At 71.9% G+C, this 15,987-nt stretch carries 12 protein-coding genes; 4 read left to right on the forward strand and 8 right to left on the reverse strand.

Going from position 1 to position 15,987, the window contains the following annotated elements; translation table 11 throughout:
• Positions 1–115 precede the first annotated feature (115 nt).
• Positions 116–1,393 (forward strand): GNAT family N-acetyltransferase, encoded by a 1,278-nt coding sequence (locus tag ACGF3H_RS03960; protein WP_362488844.1) that lies wholly within the window; start codon positions 116–118, stop codon positions 1,391–1,393.
• Between the two features lie 25 nt (positions 1,394–1,418).
• Here the strand turns inward: ACGF3H_RS03960 and ACGF3H_RS03965 are convergent, their stop codons facing one another.
• Positions 1,419–2,243, reverse strand: a complete 825-nt coding sequence (locus ACGF3H_RS03965) for a DNA-formamidopyrimidine glycosylase family protein (protein ID WP_362488846.1) — start codon at positions 2,241–2,243, stop codon at positions 1,419–1,421.
• 73 nt (positions 2,244–2,316) lie between these two features.
• Positions 2,317–2,802, reverse strand: coding sequence for a ribose-5-phosphate isomerase (locus ACGF3H_RS03970; RefSeq protein WP_362488848.1), 486 nt, complete (start codon positions 2,800–2,802; stop codon positions 2,317–2,319).
• Positions 2,803–3,009: 207 nt separating this feature from the next.
• On the opposite strand from ACGF3H_RS03970, the gene ACGF3H_RS03975 reads away from it, so the two are divergent.
• Positions 3,010–4,437: an amino acid permease gene (locus ACGF3H_RS03975; RefSeq protein ID WP_362488850.1), complete on the forward strand. Its 1,428-nt coding sequence runs from the start codon at positions 3,010–3,012 to the stop codon at positions 4,435–4,437.
• A gap of 101 nt (positions 4,438–4,538) precedes the next feature.
• On the opposite strand, the gene ACGF3H_RS03980 is transcribed toward ACGF3H_RS03975, so the two are convergent.
• Positions 4,539–5,120, reverse strand: coding sequence for a biotin transporter BioY (locus ACGF3H_RS03980; RefSeq protein ID WP_362488852.1), 582 nt, complete (start codon positions 5,118–5,120; stop codon positions 4,539–4,541).
• Between the two features lie 401 nt (positions 5,121–5,521).
• On the opposite strand from ACGF3H_RS03980, the gene ACGF3H_RS03985 reads away from it, so the two are divergent.
• On the forward strand, positions 5,522–6,919 hold the full coding sequence (locus ACGF3H_RS03985) for an amino acid permease (protein WP_362488854.1): 1,398 nt from the start codon (positions 5,522–5,524) through the stop codon (positions 6,917–6,919).
• A gap of 115 nt (positions 6,920–7,034) precedes the next feature.
• Here ACGF3H_RS03985 and ACGF3H_RS03990 read toward each other — a convergent pair whose 3' ends face one another.
• The 4 genes from ACGF3H_RS03990 to ACGF3H_RS04005 form a co-directional block, all read right to left on the reverse strand.
• On the reverse strand, positions 7,035–9,242 hold the full coding sequence (locus tag ACGF3H_RS03990) for a S1 family peptidase (RefSeq protein ID WP_362488856.1): 2,208 nt from the start codon (positions 9,240–9,242) through the stop codon (positions 7,035–7,037).
• A gap of 34 nt (positions 9,243–9,276) precedes the next feature.
• Positions 9,277–9,783, reverse strand: coding sequence for a hypothetical protein (locus ACGF3H_RS03995; RefSeq protein ID WP_362488858.1), 507 nt, complete (start codon positions 9,781–9,783; stop codon positions 9,277–9,279).
• Between the two features lie 267 nt (positions 9,784–10,050).
• A complete protein-coding gene (locus ACGF3H_RS04000; RefSeq protein ID WP_362488860.1) occupies positions 10,051–10,440 on the reverse strand; it encodes a hypothetical protein in 390 nt (129 codons plus the stop codon).
• Complete coding sequence (locus tag ACGF3H_RS04005) at positions 10,437–13,874, reverse strand: hypothetical protein (protein WP_362488862.1); 3,438 nt, start codon at positions 13,872–13,874, stop codon at positions 10,437–10,439. The genes ACGF3H_RS04000 and ACGF3H_RS04005 overlap by 4 nt, the downstream gene beginning before the upstream one ends.
• Before the next feature lie 451 nt (positions 13,875–14,325).
• On the opposite strand from ACGF3H_RS04005, the gene ACGF3H_RS04010 reads away from it, so the two are divergent.
• Complete coding sequence (locus ACGF3H_RS04010) at positions 14,326–14,967, forward strand: superoxide dismutase (protein ID WP_362488864.1); 642 nt, start codon at positions 14,326–14,328, stop codon at positions 14,965–14,967.
• Between the two features lie 131 nt (positions 14,968–15,098).
• Here the strand turns inward: ACGF3H_RS04010 and ACGF3H_RS04015 are convergent, their stop codons facing one another.
• Complete coding sequence (locus tag ACGF3H_RS04015) at positions 15,099–15,884, reverse strand: SAM-dependent methyltransferase (RefSeq protein ID WP_362488866.1); 786 nt, start codon at positions 15,882–15,884, stop codon at positions 15,099–15,101.
• Positions 15,885–15,987 lie beyond the last annotated feature (103 nt).

The following is a 15,987-nucleotide window of genomic DNA, read 5'->3' on the forward strand; positions in this document are numbered from 1 at the left end:
GCTTGTCCCCCGTCCGAGGCCGGACTTCACAGTGAACTTCACGAACGGCCGTCGCGCCGCAACCTGGCGGAAATTCCCTCGCCCGTCCTCGCGGCCCCCTGGTAGGCATGGGTCCATGGGCAATGACGGCACCGGCCGGGCCGGCGACAGCGGTGGGTTCGACGCGACGAGCGGGCTGCGCGTTCTGCGACCGCACGAGTGGGACACCTGGTACGGAACGCTGCTCCGTGCCTTCGGCGGCGTCCCGGAACCGGCCGAGGAACTGGCACTGTACCGGGAGCTGACGCAGTGCGACCGCTCCATCGGCGTCTGGGACGGCGACGAGTGCGTCGGGACGGCGGGCGCGTTCGCGTTCCGGATGACCGTGCCCGGCGGTGCCCCGGTGCCCGCCGCCGGGGTCACCATGGTGGGCGTCGCCGCCACGCACCGGCGCCGGGGTGTGCTGACGTCGATGATGCGGCGGCAGCTGGACGACGTACGGTCCTGGGGCGAGCCGCTGGCCGTGCTGACGGCCTCGGAACCGGCGATCTACGGCCGGTTCGGCTACGGCGCCGCGACCTTCCAGGTGAACGCCGAGATCGAGACGGACCGGGTCCGCCTGTCGGTGCCGGACGGGACGGATGACGTACGGCTGCGGTACGCCGAGCCGGCGGACGTCCTCGACGTGTGCGAGGCGGTGTACGCACGGCTGGTGCCCGGGCGGCCGGGGATGCTCGAGCGGCGGCCCGGGTGGGAGCGGCTGGGGCTGCTGGACCCGGAGAGCTCCCGGGACGGCGCGTCGCCGCTGCAGTGCGTGGTGGCCCGGCGCGACGGGGAGGTCACGGGGTACGCGCGGTTCCGGGTGCGGGCGGACTGGGGGCCCGGGGGGCCCGACGGCACGGTGGTCCTGCAGGACCTGGCCGGACTGGACGCCGCGACCCGGACGGCGCTGTGGCGCTTCCTGTTCGGCATCGACCTGACGACGAAGCTGGCCATGCGCGGGCGGCCGGTCGACGAGGCGTGGCAGTACCAGGTGTCCGACATCCGGCGGTGCCGGCCGCAGTTGCGGGACGGGCTGTACGTGCGGCTGGTGGATGTGGGGGCCGCGCTGGCGGCTCGTACGTACCAGGCCCCGGTGGACGTCGTGTTCGAGGTCGAGGACGCCTTCTGCCCCTGGAACGAGGGGCGTTGGCGGCTGACGGGGGACGCGAAGGGGGCGTCCTGCGAGCGTACGTCCGACGCGGCGGATGTCGCCCTGTCCGTGCGGGAGCTGGGGGCGGCCTACCTCGGGGGCGTGTCCCTGGGCTCGCTGGGCGCGGCCGGGCGGGTGCGGGAGCTGCGGTCCGGTGCGCTGGCGGAGGCGTCGGTGGGGTTCGCCTCGGACGTGGCGCCGTGGCTGCCGCACGGGTTCTGACGGCGACGGCTGCCGCGGGTAGCGGTCAGTTCTTCTGGCAGGTCGGGCACCAGAAGAGGTTGCGGGCGGCGAGGCCGGCGGTGCGGACGGCGTCGCCGCACAGGTGGCAGGGGCCGCCGGTCCGGCGGTAGACGTAGACCTCGCCGCCGTGGTCGTCGACGCGGGGCGGGCGGCCCATGGCCTCCGGGGTGTGCTCGGGGCGGACGGTGTCGATGCGGTTGGTGCGAACGCCCTCGCGCATGAGCTCGACGAGGTCGTGCCAGATCGCGTCCCACTCGGCCGGGGTGATGTCCCTGCCGGGGCGGTACGGGTCGATGCCGTGCCGGAAGAGGACCTCGGCGCGGTAGACGTTGCCGACGCCGGCGACGACCTTCTGGTCCATGAGCAGGGCGGCGATGCTGGTGCGGCTGCGGGAGATCCGGGCGTAGGCGGTGCGGGGGTCGTTGCCGTCGCCCGGGGGGCGGAGCGGGTCCGGGCCGAGGCGGTCGTGCACGGCCTGCTTCTCGGGGTCCGTGATCAGGGCGCAGGTGGTGGGGCCGCGGAGGTCGACGTACGCGGTGTCGTTGACGAGGCGGAGGCGGACGGTGTCCGTGGGCGGGGGCGCGGGGGTCCCGCCGAAGGTGACCTTGCCGAAGAGGCCGAGATGGATGTGGACCCAGTCGGTCCCGGCGGCGCCGAAGCCGAGGAAGAGGTGCTTGCCGTGGGCCTCGGTGCGGGTGAGTTCCGTGCCGGTGAGGAGGGCTGCGGCGTCGGAGAACTTGCCCTGGGGGCTGGTGACGTGCACTGCCGTGCCGGCGAAGGCGGTGGCGTAGTCCTGGGCCAGCCTGTGGATCGTGTGCCCCTCTGGCACGGGGGGTCCTTCCGGAGTGCCCGCGTCCTCCCCCGTGCTCGCGCGGCGGGGGAAGGGCGGTCGGGTGGTGGCGTTACTGCTGCGGGTGGTGCGGGGGGATGGGCGGGAGGTCGCCCGTCGTCTCGTAGGACGACAGCATGTCGATGCGGCGGATGTGGCGCTCGTCGCCGGAGAACGGGGTCGCGAGGAAGGTCTCGACGAACTTCGTCGCCTCCTCCTGCGAGTGCATGCGGGCGCCGACGGCCACGACGTTGGCGTTGTTGTGCTGGCGGCCGAGGGACGCCGTCTCCTCGCTCCAGGCCAGCGCCGCACGGACGCCCTTGACCTTGTTCGCCGCGATCTGCTCGCCGTTGCCCGAGCCGCCGATCACGATGCCGAGGGCGTCGGGGTCCGCGGCCGTCCGCTCGGCCGCACGGAGGCAGAAGGGCGGGTAGTCGTCCTGGGCGTCGTAGATGTGCGGGCCGCAGTCGACGGGCTCGTGGCCCGCCGCTTCGAGCCACTCGACGAGGTGGTTCTTGAGTTCGTAGCCCGCATGGTCGGAGCCGAGATACACGCGCATGCGTCGAGTGTGACACGCGGGCCACGGGGAAGCAGCGCCGGGTGTCGACTGCGCAAAGAGGGAGGGGAAACCATGAAAGCTCAGGGGAAGCTCAGATAACGATCCGGAATCAAAGGTTCCCGAATTCGTTGGCCTCCGTTTCACTGGTCCGGCTCGTACACCGCTCGTACGGGTAAATGCTCGACCGGCGCAAAGGAAAAACACCCCATGACTTCGCAGCCGACCCTGACCAAGGCCGGGAACGGCCCCGGAGAGCCCGGAGACCCCGGGACCGGGCTCCAGGCCGGACTCAAGAACCGCCACCTTTCGATGATCGCCATTGGCGGTGTCATCGGGGCCGGGCTGTTCGTGGGATCCAGTTCCGGTATCGCCACGGCCGGACCCGGCATTCTCCTGTCGTACGCCCTCGTGGGCACCCTCGTGGTGTTCGTGATGCGGATGCTCGGCGAGATGTCCGCCGCCAATCCGACGTCCGGCTCCTTCTCCGCCCACGCCGACCGGGCGCTCGGGCCCTGGGCCGGCTTCTCCATCGGCTGGCTCTACTGGTTCTTCTGGGTCGTCGTGCTGGCCGTGGAGGCGACCGCCGGGGCCAAGATCCTCGAAGGATGGATACCGGCCGTGCCCCAGTGGGGCTGGGCCCTCATCGTGATGGTGGTGCTGACCGCCACCAACCTTGCCTCCGTCGGTTCCTACGGCGAGTTCGAGTTCTGGTTCGCCGGCATCAAGGTCGTGGCGATCGCCGCGTTCATCGTCGTCGGCGGGCTGGCCGTCTTCGGCGTGCTGCCGGGGGTCGACAGCGACCAGGCGGGACTGTCCAATCTGACCGAGCACGGCGGGTTCCTGCCGAACGGGCCCGGAGCCATCCTCACCGGCGTGCTGCTGGTCGTCTTCTCCTTCATGGGCAGCGAGATCCCCACCCTGGCCGCCGGTGAGTCCGAGGACCCGCAGCGGGCCGTGACCAAGGCGACCAACAGCATCATCTGGCGCATCGCCGTCTTCTACCTCGGGTCGATCTTCGTCGTCGTGACCCTGCTGCCGTGGGACTCCCAGTCGATCGTCGACCTCGGCTCCTACGTAGCCGCCCTGGACTCCCTCGGGATCCCGAACGCCGGCGAGGTCATGAACTTCATCGTGCTGACGTCCGTGCTGTCCTGCCTCAACTCCGGGCTGTACACGGCGTCCCGCATGGCCTTCTCGCTCGGTCAGCGCGGTGACGCGCCGAAGGCGTTCGCCCGCACCACCCGGCGCGGGGTGCCGCAGACGGCGATCCTCTCCTCCGTCGTCTTCGGCTTCGTCGCGGTCTTCTTCAACTACAAGTTCCCCGACACGGTGTTCCTCTTCCTGCTCAACTCGTCGGGCGCCGTGGCGCTCTTCGTCTGGCTGGTCATCTGCTTCTCGCAGCTGCGGCTGCGGAAGATCATCCAGGCCGAGGCGCCGGAGAAGCTGGTCGTGCGGATGTGGCTGTACCCGTACCTGACCTGGGTGACCGCCGGGGTCATCGTCTTCGTGCTGGGCTACATGCTGACCGACACCGAGCACGACGGGCGCACGACGGTGCTGCTGACGCTGCTCGTCGCGGCGATCGTGCTCGTCATCGCCGTCGTGAAGCAGCGGATCGTCGCCCGCAGGAGCTGACGTCGGCGAACCCGTCGCCGTACGGGTGGGAGAACAACGAAGAGGCTCGCCGGGTCGCGGTACGACCCGGCGAGCCTCTTCGCGCGTCGGCTGCTACGGCGTCACCGCTTGCCGGCCAGCTTCCAGGCGGCCGGCAGCACGCCCATGGCCAAGGCGGCCTTGAGGGCGTCGCCGATCAGGAACGGCGTGAGGCCGGCCGCGACGGCGGCGCCGAAAGACATGTCGGCGGCCAGGGCGAGGTACGGGACGCCCACGGCGTAGATGATCGCCTCGCCCAGCACCATCGTGCCGGCCGTGCGCAGCATCGAACGGTCGGCGCCGCGGCGGGCGAGGGCGCCCACGACGGTGGCGGCGAGCAGCATGCCGAAGACGTAGCCGAGGGACGGGGCGCCGGTGCCGGAGCCGCCCTCCGCGAACCACGGCACGCCCGCCATGCCCACCAGCGCGTACAGCGCGAGGGACAGCAGGCCGCGGCCGGCGCCGAGGGAGGTGCCGACGAGGAGCGCCGCGAAGGTCTGGCCGGTCACCGGCACCGGGGAGCCGGGGACGGGCACCGCGATCTGGGCGGCGATGCCGGTGAGCACGGCACCGCCCGCCACGAGCGCGACGTCCCGGACTCGGGAGGAAGGGATGAGGTCGGCGAGGACCTGCCCGGTGCGGGCGGGGACGGCAGCGGTGCTCATGGGGACTCCGCGGTGGTGTGGACATGTCGGGACACCGCGACGCTATCCCAGCGGGCCGGAGCCGATCACGAGCAGCGCTCGACAAAGGCTGGATCGGCAGCTTGGTGGGCTCCCGACAAAGAGCACCGGGCACACGCGTTCCGAGGTGATACCGGTCACTGAGGTGGGGAGGCGGGCGTCACCCGTGGCGGCGGGTGCCGGCTGTGGGATCCCGCCAAAGCACGCGGGGCCGCGGGAGGCCGGGGAGCCACCGCGGGACCGGTACGCCGGCGAGCTACTGGACTGTCACGTTCCGTATCGTGGCCGTCCGCATGATGGGCAGCCGCTGTCGCAGGGTGGCGGCACCGCCCAGACTGTGGGCGTTTTTACCCCCGTCCCCCACGCATTGGACGAGCCGCCAGATGCCCGACAGCACCACGACCGAGGCGCCGCCGCTCTCGGACGACGCCTCCCTCTCGCACGGCCTCAAGCAGCGCCACCTGTCGATGATCGCCCTCGGCGGGGTGATCGGCGCGGGGCTGTTCGTCGGCTCCGGTGCCGGCATCGCCGCCGCCGGGCCGTCGATCGTCGTCGCCTACACCCTCTCCGGTCTCCTCGTGATGCTGGTGATGCGGATGCTGGGCGAGATGTCCGCCGCGTATCCCTCGTCGGGCTCCTTCTCCGCCCACGCCGAGCGGGCGATCGGGCCCTGGGCCGGCTTCACCGCGGGCTGGTCGTTCTGGGTGCTGCTGTGCACGGCCGTCGGCCTGGAGGGCATCGGTGCGGCGCAGATCGTGCACGGCTGGCTGCCGGGCACGCCCGAGTGGGCGTGGGTGGCGCTGTTCATGGTGGTGTTCTGCGGGACGAACCTGGCCGCCGTGAAGAACTTCGGCGAGTTCGAGTTCTGGTTCGCCACCCTCAAGGTCGGCGCGATCTCGCTGTTCCTGGTGCTCGGCGTCCTGGCGATCGCCGGCGTCCTGCCCGGCACCGACTCCCCCGGGACCTCCCACCTGGACGACTTCCTGCCGAACGGCGGCAACGGCCTGATCATCGGCCTGCTCGCCTCGGTGTTCGCCTACGGCGGCCTGGAGACGGTCACCATCGCCGCGGCCGAGTCGGAGAACCCGGTCAAGGGCGTGGCGAGCGCCGTGCGCACGGCGATGTGGCGGATCGCGCTGTTCTACATCGGCTCGATGGCCGTGATCGTCACCCTGGTGCCCTGGGACTCCGAGGAGGTCGTGGCGAAGGGCCCGTACGTCGCCGCCCTCGACGAGCTGGGCATCCCGGGCGCCGGCCAGCTGATGAACGTCGTCGTGCTGGTCGCGCTGCTGAGCGCGATGAACGCCAACATCTACGGTGCCTCGCGCATCGGCTACTCGCTGGTCGAGCGCGGCCAGGGCCCCAAGGTGCTGGGCCGGGTCTCGGGCGGGGTGCCGCGGATCGCGGTCCTCGTCTCCTCGCTCTTCGGCTTCGGCTGCGTGCTGCTCAGCTACTGGCGGCCGGACGACGTCTTCTCCTGGCTGCTGAACATGATCGGCGCGGTCATCCTGGTCGTCTGGATCTTCATCGCCGTCTCCCAGCTGCGGCTGCGGCGCCGTCTGGAGCGGGAGGCGCCGGAGAAGCTGGTGGTGCGCATGTGGGCGTTCCCGTGGCTGACCTGGGTGGCGCTGGCGGGCATGGCCACGGTGTTCGTGCTGATGGCCCGCGAGCCGGACACGCGGGTGCAGCTGTACTCGACGGGCGGGATGACGCTGGTCCTGGCCGCGGTCGGCTACGCCTGGCAGCGGCGGCGGGCGCGCGCCCAGACCCTGTCGTCCTAGTCACCCTCGCGGCCCCGCCGAGCCGAAGCCCGGCGGGGCCGCGAGGAGCCTGCCCCCGAACCGACCGGCAGCGTCACCGGACGGTTCGGGGGCTCATGGCGTACGGCGGCAGCCGTTACCCGACGGAGTAGCCGAAGTAGTCGCCGTTGGCCGGGAGTCCGCCCTGGCCCGGCTGGTACGTGGTGGCGGGCAGGCTCGTACCGCCCGGCACGGCGTTCGGGAAGGGCAGGACGTGCAGGGCTCCGGTGGCGGCGGGCCCGTAGGGCATACCGGCGTAGAGGTTCCGCGGCGTGAAGAGGATGCTCGTGCCCAGCTTCTCGCCCTCACCCGGGGAGCCGGGGATGCCGTCGCCGTCGCCGGCCTCGATCCACAGGTCGTTGGCGCCTGCTGAGTCCATCAGCGAGAAGGTGTGGATGGCACCGGCGTCGGTGAAGCCCGCGAGGTCCTCGCCGGGGGAGCCCACGGCGATCTTCAGGGTGGCGGCCGAGCCGACCTTACGGGGAGCGGTGTTGACCGCGCTGAGGGCGGCGCCCACGGAGTCGCCGGCCTCGATGGTGCCGGAGCGGTCGTCGGTCGCGGAGCCCTGGTTGAGCGCGTGCAGGTAGTCCCAGGTGCCGTTGGCACCGAAGTGCACGAGGACGACGTTGCCCGCGCCGGCCGCCTGCGCGGCGCCGGTCTCGGGGGCGAGGGCCTCGCCGGGCGCGCCGATGGCGAGGATCGAGTCGGTCGCCGTGGCCGCACCGGACGGGCGGTAGGCGACCAGCGCGAGGGCCTGACCGAACTTGTCGCCGGCTTCGGCGGCGCCGCTGATCTTCTCGTTGTCCTGGTCCAGGCCCGCGACCACGGTGGGCCGTCCGGCGGCGTCCAGCTTGTGGCTGAGCACGGCCAGGTTGCCGGCGTTCGCGTCACCGCCGATGGCGTCACCGGGGGCGCCGATGGCGATGAAGTTGGAGTCGCCCGCGACGGACGTGCCGAAGGCGTCGTTGGCCTCGGCCGCGCCGGGGACGTCCGCCGTGTCCTGGTTGATGGCGATGTTGGTGTCGCCGTGCACGTAGAAGGCGGCGCCCGCCTTGGCGAGCGAGCCGAGCGCCTCGCCCGGCGTGCCGATCAGGACCCACGGCTCGCCTGCGGCGGTGGTGCCCGCGGCGAGGGAGGCGCCCATGCGGTCGCCGGTCTCCGGGGCGGAGCCCTTGATGGAGCCGTTGCCGGAGCCCTGCTCGAAGTGGCGGGTGGCCGGGCCGCTGCCGAGGCCGTTCTTGCCTCCGAACAGGATGTCGACGAAGCCGGCGTCGACCGCGGTGCCGACGTTCTCCTCGGACGCGGAGACGACGAGGTCGGTGTAACCGTCCTCGTTGTAGTCGACGGTCGCGAGGTGGTTGCCGAAGTGGTCACCGGCCTCGGTGCCGCCGGGCACCCAGTCGAGGTCCTGGGTGATCTCGGCGGTGCCCTTGCCGCCGCCGTGGACGACGCGGACGAGACCCGCGGTGGTGTCGCCGCCGACCGTGGCCATCGGGTCGCCGATGGCGATGTCCTCGACGGCGTCGCCGTTGAAGTCGACGATGCGGGTCGCGCCGACCGCCGCGTCGATCCAGGAGGCGAGGTCGTCGACGCGCGCGATGACGCCCGCGGTGGAGGTCTGGGTCTCGTCGGTGCCGAGGCAGCCGCCCTGGAAGGACTGGCTGTTGAGGCCGACGAGCTTGCCCCCGGAGACGACCGGGCCGCCGGTGTCGCCCATGCAGGCGGCCGCGCCGCCCTTGCCGGTGACACCCGCGGAGGTGGCCGCGGTGGAGTCGACGGTGTAGGTGCCGGTGTGCAGCTGGAGCGGCGCCCACTCGGTCTTCGTACGGCCGTAGCCGGCGAAGGTCAGCTCCGCACCGGCCGCGGGCGCGGTGGTGGCGAGCTGGGCGGGGGCCACGTCGGTGACGGGCCGGTTGAGGCGGGCCAGGACCACGTCGCGGTCCGTGCGCGGCACGATCTCGACGACGCGGCGCTCGGCGCCCTGCGTGCCGGAGAGGTCGGAGCGGCCGATGACGGCGGTGGTCGCCTTGGCGGGGACGCCGGCCGGGACGGCGAGCGAGGCGGCCGGGTTCTCGGCGAAGCAGCTGGCCGCGGTGAGCAGCCATTCGGCGTCGACGAGGACGGCGGAGCAGCCGCGGTCGTGGTCGCCGATGGTGATCTGTGCGGTGTAGGCATGGGTGGTGTCCGAGCCGGCGACCGGCGTGCCGCCGGTGATGGCGACGGCGGGTGCCGCGCTCAGCGCGAGCGACCCGGCGGCCACGACCGCGCCGAGCGCGGCCAGACGGGGACGTCTGATGGAAGACATACGAGTGGTTTCCTCATTCCCGGGGCGACCCGGGCTAGTTGTTGACGCGGATCTCGACCAGGACGTGCTCGCGGCCGTCGACGGACTCGCCGACGCCCTTCCACGTGTCAGCGGGTATGTCGTACGCGACCTGGTCGCCCTCGGCAGTCATCTCGAGGTGGGTGTTGGTGGAGTCGTCCGTCTTCACCCCGTGCACCGCGGGCAGTTCGAGGGTCAGGAAGCCCTCGTCGGCGGTGACCTCGAAGCAGACGTCCTCGTGGTCGCGCGCGAGGAACCGCAGGAGGTTGCCCTCGCCGGCGCAGTCGGCGAGCACGATGTGGCCGTCGCCGCGCTTGAGGACGACGTTCTGCTCGGCCAGGATCCTTTCGGCGTTCGGGTAGTTGTAGTCCTCGAAGGCGTAGCCGGGCGTGCCGTCGGCGACGACGTCGGTGGCGGACACGGTGGCGGCACCCGCGCCGCCCTGGGCCAGTACGGCCCATGCCAGGGCGCCGGCGGTGGCCGCGGCACCCAGAATGCGCACAAATGCGCTGCGTGGCTTCATCACAGTCCTCAAACTCGACAGCCCTCAGGTTCAAGCCCCTCATCGAAGCGGGCACTTGGCGAGCGCGTCCAATACCTGAAACGGACGGAAACCGAATATCCGGTGGGTATGGATCGTGATCCGCATCACACCAGAGAAGGGTTGTAGCGATCTCCATAACGACTTCGCAATAGCTCGTCATGCGGCCCGCCGAGAGGTGCCGGGAAGAAGAGGAAAAGGGCGCGAAGGAGAACCTCGCGCCCTTTCCGCCCTGCGTCGTCGGACCACTCAGCTCGTCTTGTGGAGCTCCTGCGTGACCGGCCCGTCCGGATCGGACTGGAAATACAGCGTGTCCTGATCGTCTACATAGAGCTGGATTCCGGCGGTCCTGCCGAGCCCGCCGTCCTCGACCCCCAGGTACACGAAATCACTCGACGTTCCCGGAGCCTCGTAATTCCAGCTGCCACGGAAATCGACCGGCTCCGCACCCTCGCTCGTCGTGACGTCGGTGGCCGAGAACGTGCCCGTCGCCGAGAGCTCGATCCGCCCGCCGTCCGCGGAGCGGTACACACCGGGCAGCTTCTCCGGGTCGATCGCCCCCGAGCACCCCGAGACGAGCACCGCCGAAGCGGCGAGTACGGCGAAGAGCCGCCGTTCGCTCGCCCTCTTGCGTGTCACGGGCCCAGCGTAACGTCGAACTCGATCACCTGGGTCTTGGGCGACATCGGCCCCTCGTCACCGACGACCTTGTCCACGAACGCGCCCACGGTGTCGCTCCACCATTCGGTGTACCCGATGACCGGGGGGTGCGTCGCCGACTCGATGTCCGACTCGTTGTACGCGGTGTAGCGCCAGGTGACCGACCCGTCCGCGTTCTCCCGGATGGGCGTCATACGGACCTGGTGCGAGCCCAGGAACGTGTACGCGAGGTTGCCGGTGAGCCCGCCCGTGGTGAGGGTCCCGTAGTCCGTGAGGTACTTGCCCACCCCTTCGGGGCCGCTGAGCGCGTAGTCGTACAGGTAGGTGTGCCCCAACTCGTACTTCCCGGTCCGCTGCCACTCCCTGAGGAAGTAGTCGAGCGTCCCCTTCGTGTGCGCGTGCTCGCGGTAGATGCGGGTGAACTCGTCGTTCGGACCGAAGCACTGCGTTCCGGGACCGCTGCCGGTGAGCCAGCTCCATCCCAGCTCCCACGGGTTGGTGTTGTTGCGGTGCTCGATGGGGTCCCCGAACGGTGTCAGGCAGCTCTCGGCGCCCTCGGGAAGCCCGGTCTCGCCGTCGATCGGCACCTTCGAGTTGTTGATCGAGTCCTGGATCGCCTGCTTGATCGCGGCCTTGACCACCTCGACCCACGCCTCGGTCGCGGCCACGGCCGCCTCGGCGTAGGACTTGCCCGCCGCGAGCTCGGCCTGCCGGGCACGCGTGGCGGAGGCCTGCGCGTCCGCGGCGTAGGACGCCGCCGTCTCGGCGGAGCGCACGGCACGGTTCGCCGCGTCCCGCGCCACGCTGCTCGCCTTGCGGGCCGCCGCGGCCGCGTTCGCCGCGGTCTGCGCCGACTTGGCGGCGGCGTCCGCGGAGGCTTCCGCGGCCTCCGCGTTCTGCCGGGCCTCCTCGGCGGAGGCCTTGGCGTCCTTGGCCCAGCCCTCGGCCTTGTTGGACCACTCGGTCGCCTTGTCGGCGGCCTGGCGTGCGAGCGCCGCGGCCTCGGAGGCGCGTGCCGCGTCCTCCAGAGCGTCCTGGGCGACCTTGGCCGCCCGCGCGATCGCCGCACGGATGGCGCTGACGTGCGTGGCGTAGTCGTGGTCGATCCGCGCGAACTCGTGCTGCGTCGTGCCGATGAACTGGCGCAGCATGTGCGTGTCGCCTTCGAGGGCGACCTTCGCCGCGGCCTGGACGTACGGGCCGCCGTTCGCCAGGAGCGTGGTGGCCGCGACCTTGTCGTCCTCGTGGACGGCCGCGGCGCGCGTCACGTGCAGGAAGGTGTGCAGCGCCTCGGCGGAGCCGTCCGTCAGGGCGGCCTCGGCGGCACGCCGTACGGCGGTGCCGGTGGACGGGTCCGCGAGGAGCGTGGTGATCTCGACCTCGTTGTCGTCCCTGGCCGCCTCGACCGCGCCCTTCTCCAGGAAGGTCTTGATGGCGGCGGCGTCCTCGGTCTCCAGCGCCGCCGCGGCCGCCTCGGCCACGTTCTGCGTGGAGATCGCGGCGGTGGATGCGACGAACTCCGCGTTGTCCTGCTGCAGGGCGATGAGCCGGTCGGCCTCGATCCAGCGCAGGACGTCCTCGTCCACTCCGGCCAGCGCGTACGCGGCGGCCTCCCGGGTCCACGTCCCCGGCCCGTCGAGCAGCCGGACGGCGGCCTGCCGCCCCTTGCTCACGGCCTCCCCGGTCCGGCCGTCCGCGAGCGCCGCCTCCATGGCGGTGATCAGCGCGACGAGTTCCTCGGACAGCCGCGCCTCCTGCGTGCGCTCCCGGTTGGCGCGCTCCAGGCGGTCGGTCTCCTCGCTCCGCTGCTGCCGGGCGACCTCGATCGCTTCCTCGGTCTCCTCGTTCAGCCGGGCGATCTCCGCCTCTCGGGCCTCCTGCTCGACCTCACGCGCCTCGGTGACGGCGTCGTACGCCTTGGTCGCGGCGTCCACGGCGGCGTCCGCGGCGGCGGTGGAGCGGTTGGCGTAGTCCACGGCCTTGCCGGCGTTGCGGGCCGCTTCCTCGGCGGCGGCGGCAGCCTTCTCCGCGTGGTCGGCCGCGCTGTCGGCGGCGGCGGACGCGGTGCGCGCGGCGGCGGCCGACCTGCGGGACAGGGTCGAGGCCCGGCTCGCGGCCGCCGTGGCCCGGCCGGCGGCGGCCTCCGCGACGGAGGCCTGGCGCTGCGCCTCGGCGGCCTCGGACCGCGCGGCACCGGCGGACACGGCCGCGTCGGCGGACGCGCGCGCGGCGGCGGCCGAGTTGACCGCGGCTCCCGCGGCGGCGTTGCCCGCGGCCTCGGCCGCGTCGGAGGCGAGGGCCGCGAGCGTGGCCTTCGCGGCCACGGAGCGCACCCAGTCGACCATGGCCCGCGCCGCCTGCGCCGCCTGGTTGGCGGCATCCGCCATGTTGGCGTTCTTGGAGGCGCTGATCGCGGCGTGGTAGGCACGCGACGCGGCGCGGCCCGCGGCTGCGGCGGCTGCCGAGGCGGCGTTCGCGGCGGCCACGGAACGCCGGGCCGCGGCCTGCGCGGTACGCGAGGCGGACACCGCGGTCGACGCGGCGGCCGCGGCACCCTGGGCGGCCCGTGCCGCCTTGTTCGCGGCCTTGGCCGAGCGCTGCACGTCCTGCTCCGCGGCCTGCGCCTCGGCCTTCGCCTCCAGCGCGGCCGTCTTGGCCTTGTCGGCGGCCTCGACCGCCTGCTCGGACAGCTGGACCGCTTCGTCGGTCTTGCGCTCGGCGAGCCGGCCCTCCGACTCCACGATCTTGACCAGCTGCTGGATCTCCGCCGTCTCCTCGTCCCGCGCCCGGGCGATGTACTGCCCCGTCGTCAGGAACCACTGGATCGCCCGCGGGGATCCGTCGTCGAGCGCCCGCTCCGCGTACTCCCGCACCTGGGGCGAGGCGGTCACGAGGATGGAGGTCACCTGGACGCGCCGGTCCTCGTGGAGGGCGTCGTACTGGCCGGTGCTGAGGAAGGCCCGCAGCGCGAAGTCCGTGCCGGCCGCGAGCGCCTCGGAGGACTCGCGCTGCACGGCCTTGCCGCCGTGCGCGTTGACCGTGGTCACGCCCACTTGGAGGTCTTCGGTCACGGCGGCCGCGAAACCGCCCTCCAGATAGGCGGCGACCGCCGCGTCCCCGCCGGACAGCGCCTGGCCGATGCCGGCACGCGTGGCCTTGCCCGCGGTGACCAGGGCCTCGGTGAGCGTGAACCGGTTGTCCTCGGCCGTGGCCGCGGGCAGCCTCTCACCGAGGAAGGTGGCCACGTCGTCCGCACTGCCCACGAGCGCCGCCGCCGCGGCCGTGCGCACCGCGCGGCCACCGGTCCGGTATGCCTGCACGACCTTTCCGCGGTCGGTGGCGGGCAGCCCCGTACCGGTTTCGGCCGCCGCCGTGCCCGCCGCGTACGCGGGACGGGTTCCGAATGCCCCCAAAGGCAGGGCGGTACCTGCCGCAATTCCGCCGAAAATGGCCAGAGACTGACGTCTGCTGAATATTCGTCGTGATGGTGACACCACGACTCCCTTCTCGATTACGAGGGGAAATCTGCCGCCCCCCTGAATGCAAGTTCCTTATCGAAGCCGGGGGTCGGCGGGCTCGTCCATCGCAGAAACCGGGCAGATATCGGGTAACCGTCAGGTATTAGTTGTGATGTGCACCACAACCGGAAAGGGTTGTAGTGATCTCGGTGAAGAACTCGTGGACCGATTCGGAGGCAGGCCCCTCCGGTGCCGGTGTCCCGCTCGGCCCGGGCGACCCCCCGGCGGCACGCCCGGGCGGCCCCCGGCGGCACGCCCGGCCGGCCCTCGGACGCCCCCGGACCCCCTCTTGCTGCTAGCGTGCACTTGCAAGCTGTTTGCAATAACAGGCCGGAGGGGATCCGCCATGCCCGTCTACACGCTTCCTGAACTGCCGTACGACTACTCCGCGCTGGCCCCCGTGATCAGCCCCGAGATCATCGAGCTGCACCACGACAAGCACCACGCGGCCTACGTGAAGGGCGCCAACGACACCCTGGAGCAGCTCGCCGAGGCGCGGGACAAGGAGTCGTGGGGGTCGGTCAACGGGCTGGAGAAGAACCTGGCCTTCCACCTGTCCGGCCACATCCTGCACTCCATCTACTGGCACAACATGACCGGTGACGGCGGCGGCGAGCCGCTGGAGAAGGACGGCACGGGCGAGCTCGCGGACGCGATCGCCGAGTCGTTCGGCTCCTTCGCGGGCTTCAAGGCGCAGCTCACCAAGGCCGCCGCGACCACGCAGGGCTCCGGCTGGGGCGTGCTGGCGTACGAGCCGCTGAGCGGGCGCCTGATCGTCGAGCAGGTCTACGACCACCAGGGCAACGTGGGCCAGGGTTCCACCCCGATCCTGGTCTTCGACGCCTGGGAGCACGCCTTCTACCTGCAGTACAAGAACCAGAAGGTCGACTTCATCGACGCCATGTGGGCCGTCGTCAACTGGCAGGACGTGGCCAAGCGGTACGAGGCGGCCAGGTCCCGGACGAACACGCTGCTGCTGGCGCCGTGAGCGCCTGAGCACCGACGTCCTGCCTCGTGATCGTCTTCTCACCCTTCACGGCGGCAGGCGGAATGAGGGAAGCCCCCGCGAGGACGTGACTCGCGGGGGCTTCCTGTGTCCCTGTGCCCGCCGGACGTGGGTCAGGGCTTGCGGCCGACTCCGCCGTGCTGGCCGACGGGCCGCGGGGCCGTGCCGTCGGGGGACGGGTCCGGGCGCCACAGCGGGACGGACACCACGCCGGGGTCGACCAGGTCGAGGCCCTCGAAGTAGGCCTCGATCTGCTCGACGGGCCGCAGGAAGTACGGGACGGCGCCGGTCTCGTTGTAGCCGTCCTGGGCCGCCTCGTAGTCCGGGTCGGTGCCCCGCGACCCGTCGTTGACGCAGAGGTGGCTGCCGGAGGGCAGGCCGGCCATCAGGCGGCGGACCAGGTCGCGGGCCCGGTCGTGGTCGGCGACGTGGCCGAGGATGCCGCTGAGGATCAGGGCGGTGGGGCGGGTCAGGTCCAGGGTCCGGCCGGCGGCCTCCAGGACGCGGTCCGGCTCGAAGAGGCTGAGGTCCTCGTAGGAGGTGACGCCCTCGGGGGTGGAGGTGAGCAGGGCGCGGGCATGGGCGAGGACCAGCGGGTCGTTGTCGACGTAGACGATCCGTGCCTCGGGGGCGTGGCGCTGGGCGACCTCGTGGGTGTTGTCGACCGTCGGCAGTCCGGTGCCGACGTCCAGGAACTGCCGGACGCCCGCCTCCCGCACCAGGTACCGGATGCTGCGGCCGAGGAAGGCGCGGCTGCTGCGGGCGATGGTCACGATGCCGGGGAAGACGGCGGTGTAGGCGTCGCCGGCCGCCTCGTCCACCGGGTAGTTGTCCTTGCCGCCCAGCCAGTAGTTCCAGATCCGGGCCGAGTGCGGCACAGAGGTGTCGATCTCCGTCATGGGGTGGGACTCGCCTCCAGTGGTGGGGGGTCTCCATGGTCCCCCGCGGGAGGAGTCCGCGGGCCGGATCGCCGCCTTTGCGCGCGGCGGATCAGGTGCCCGG

The sequence above is a fragment of the Streptomyces sp. NPDC048185 genome, assembly GCF_043202495.1.
Lineage (GTDB): Bacteria > Actinomycetota > Actinomycetes > Streptomycetales > Streptomycetaceae > Streptomyces.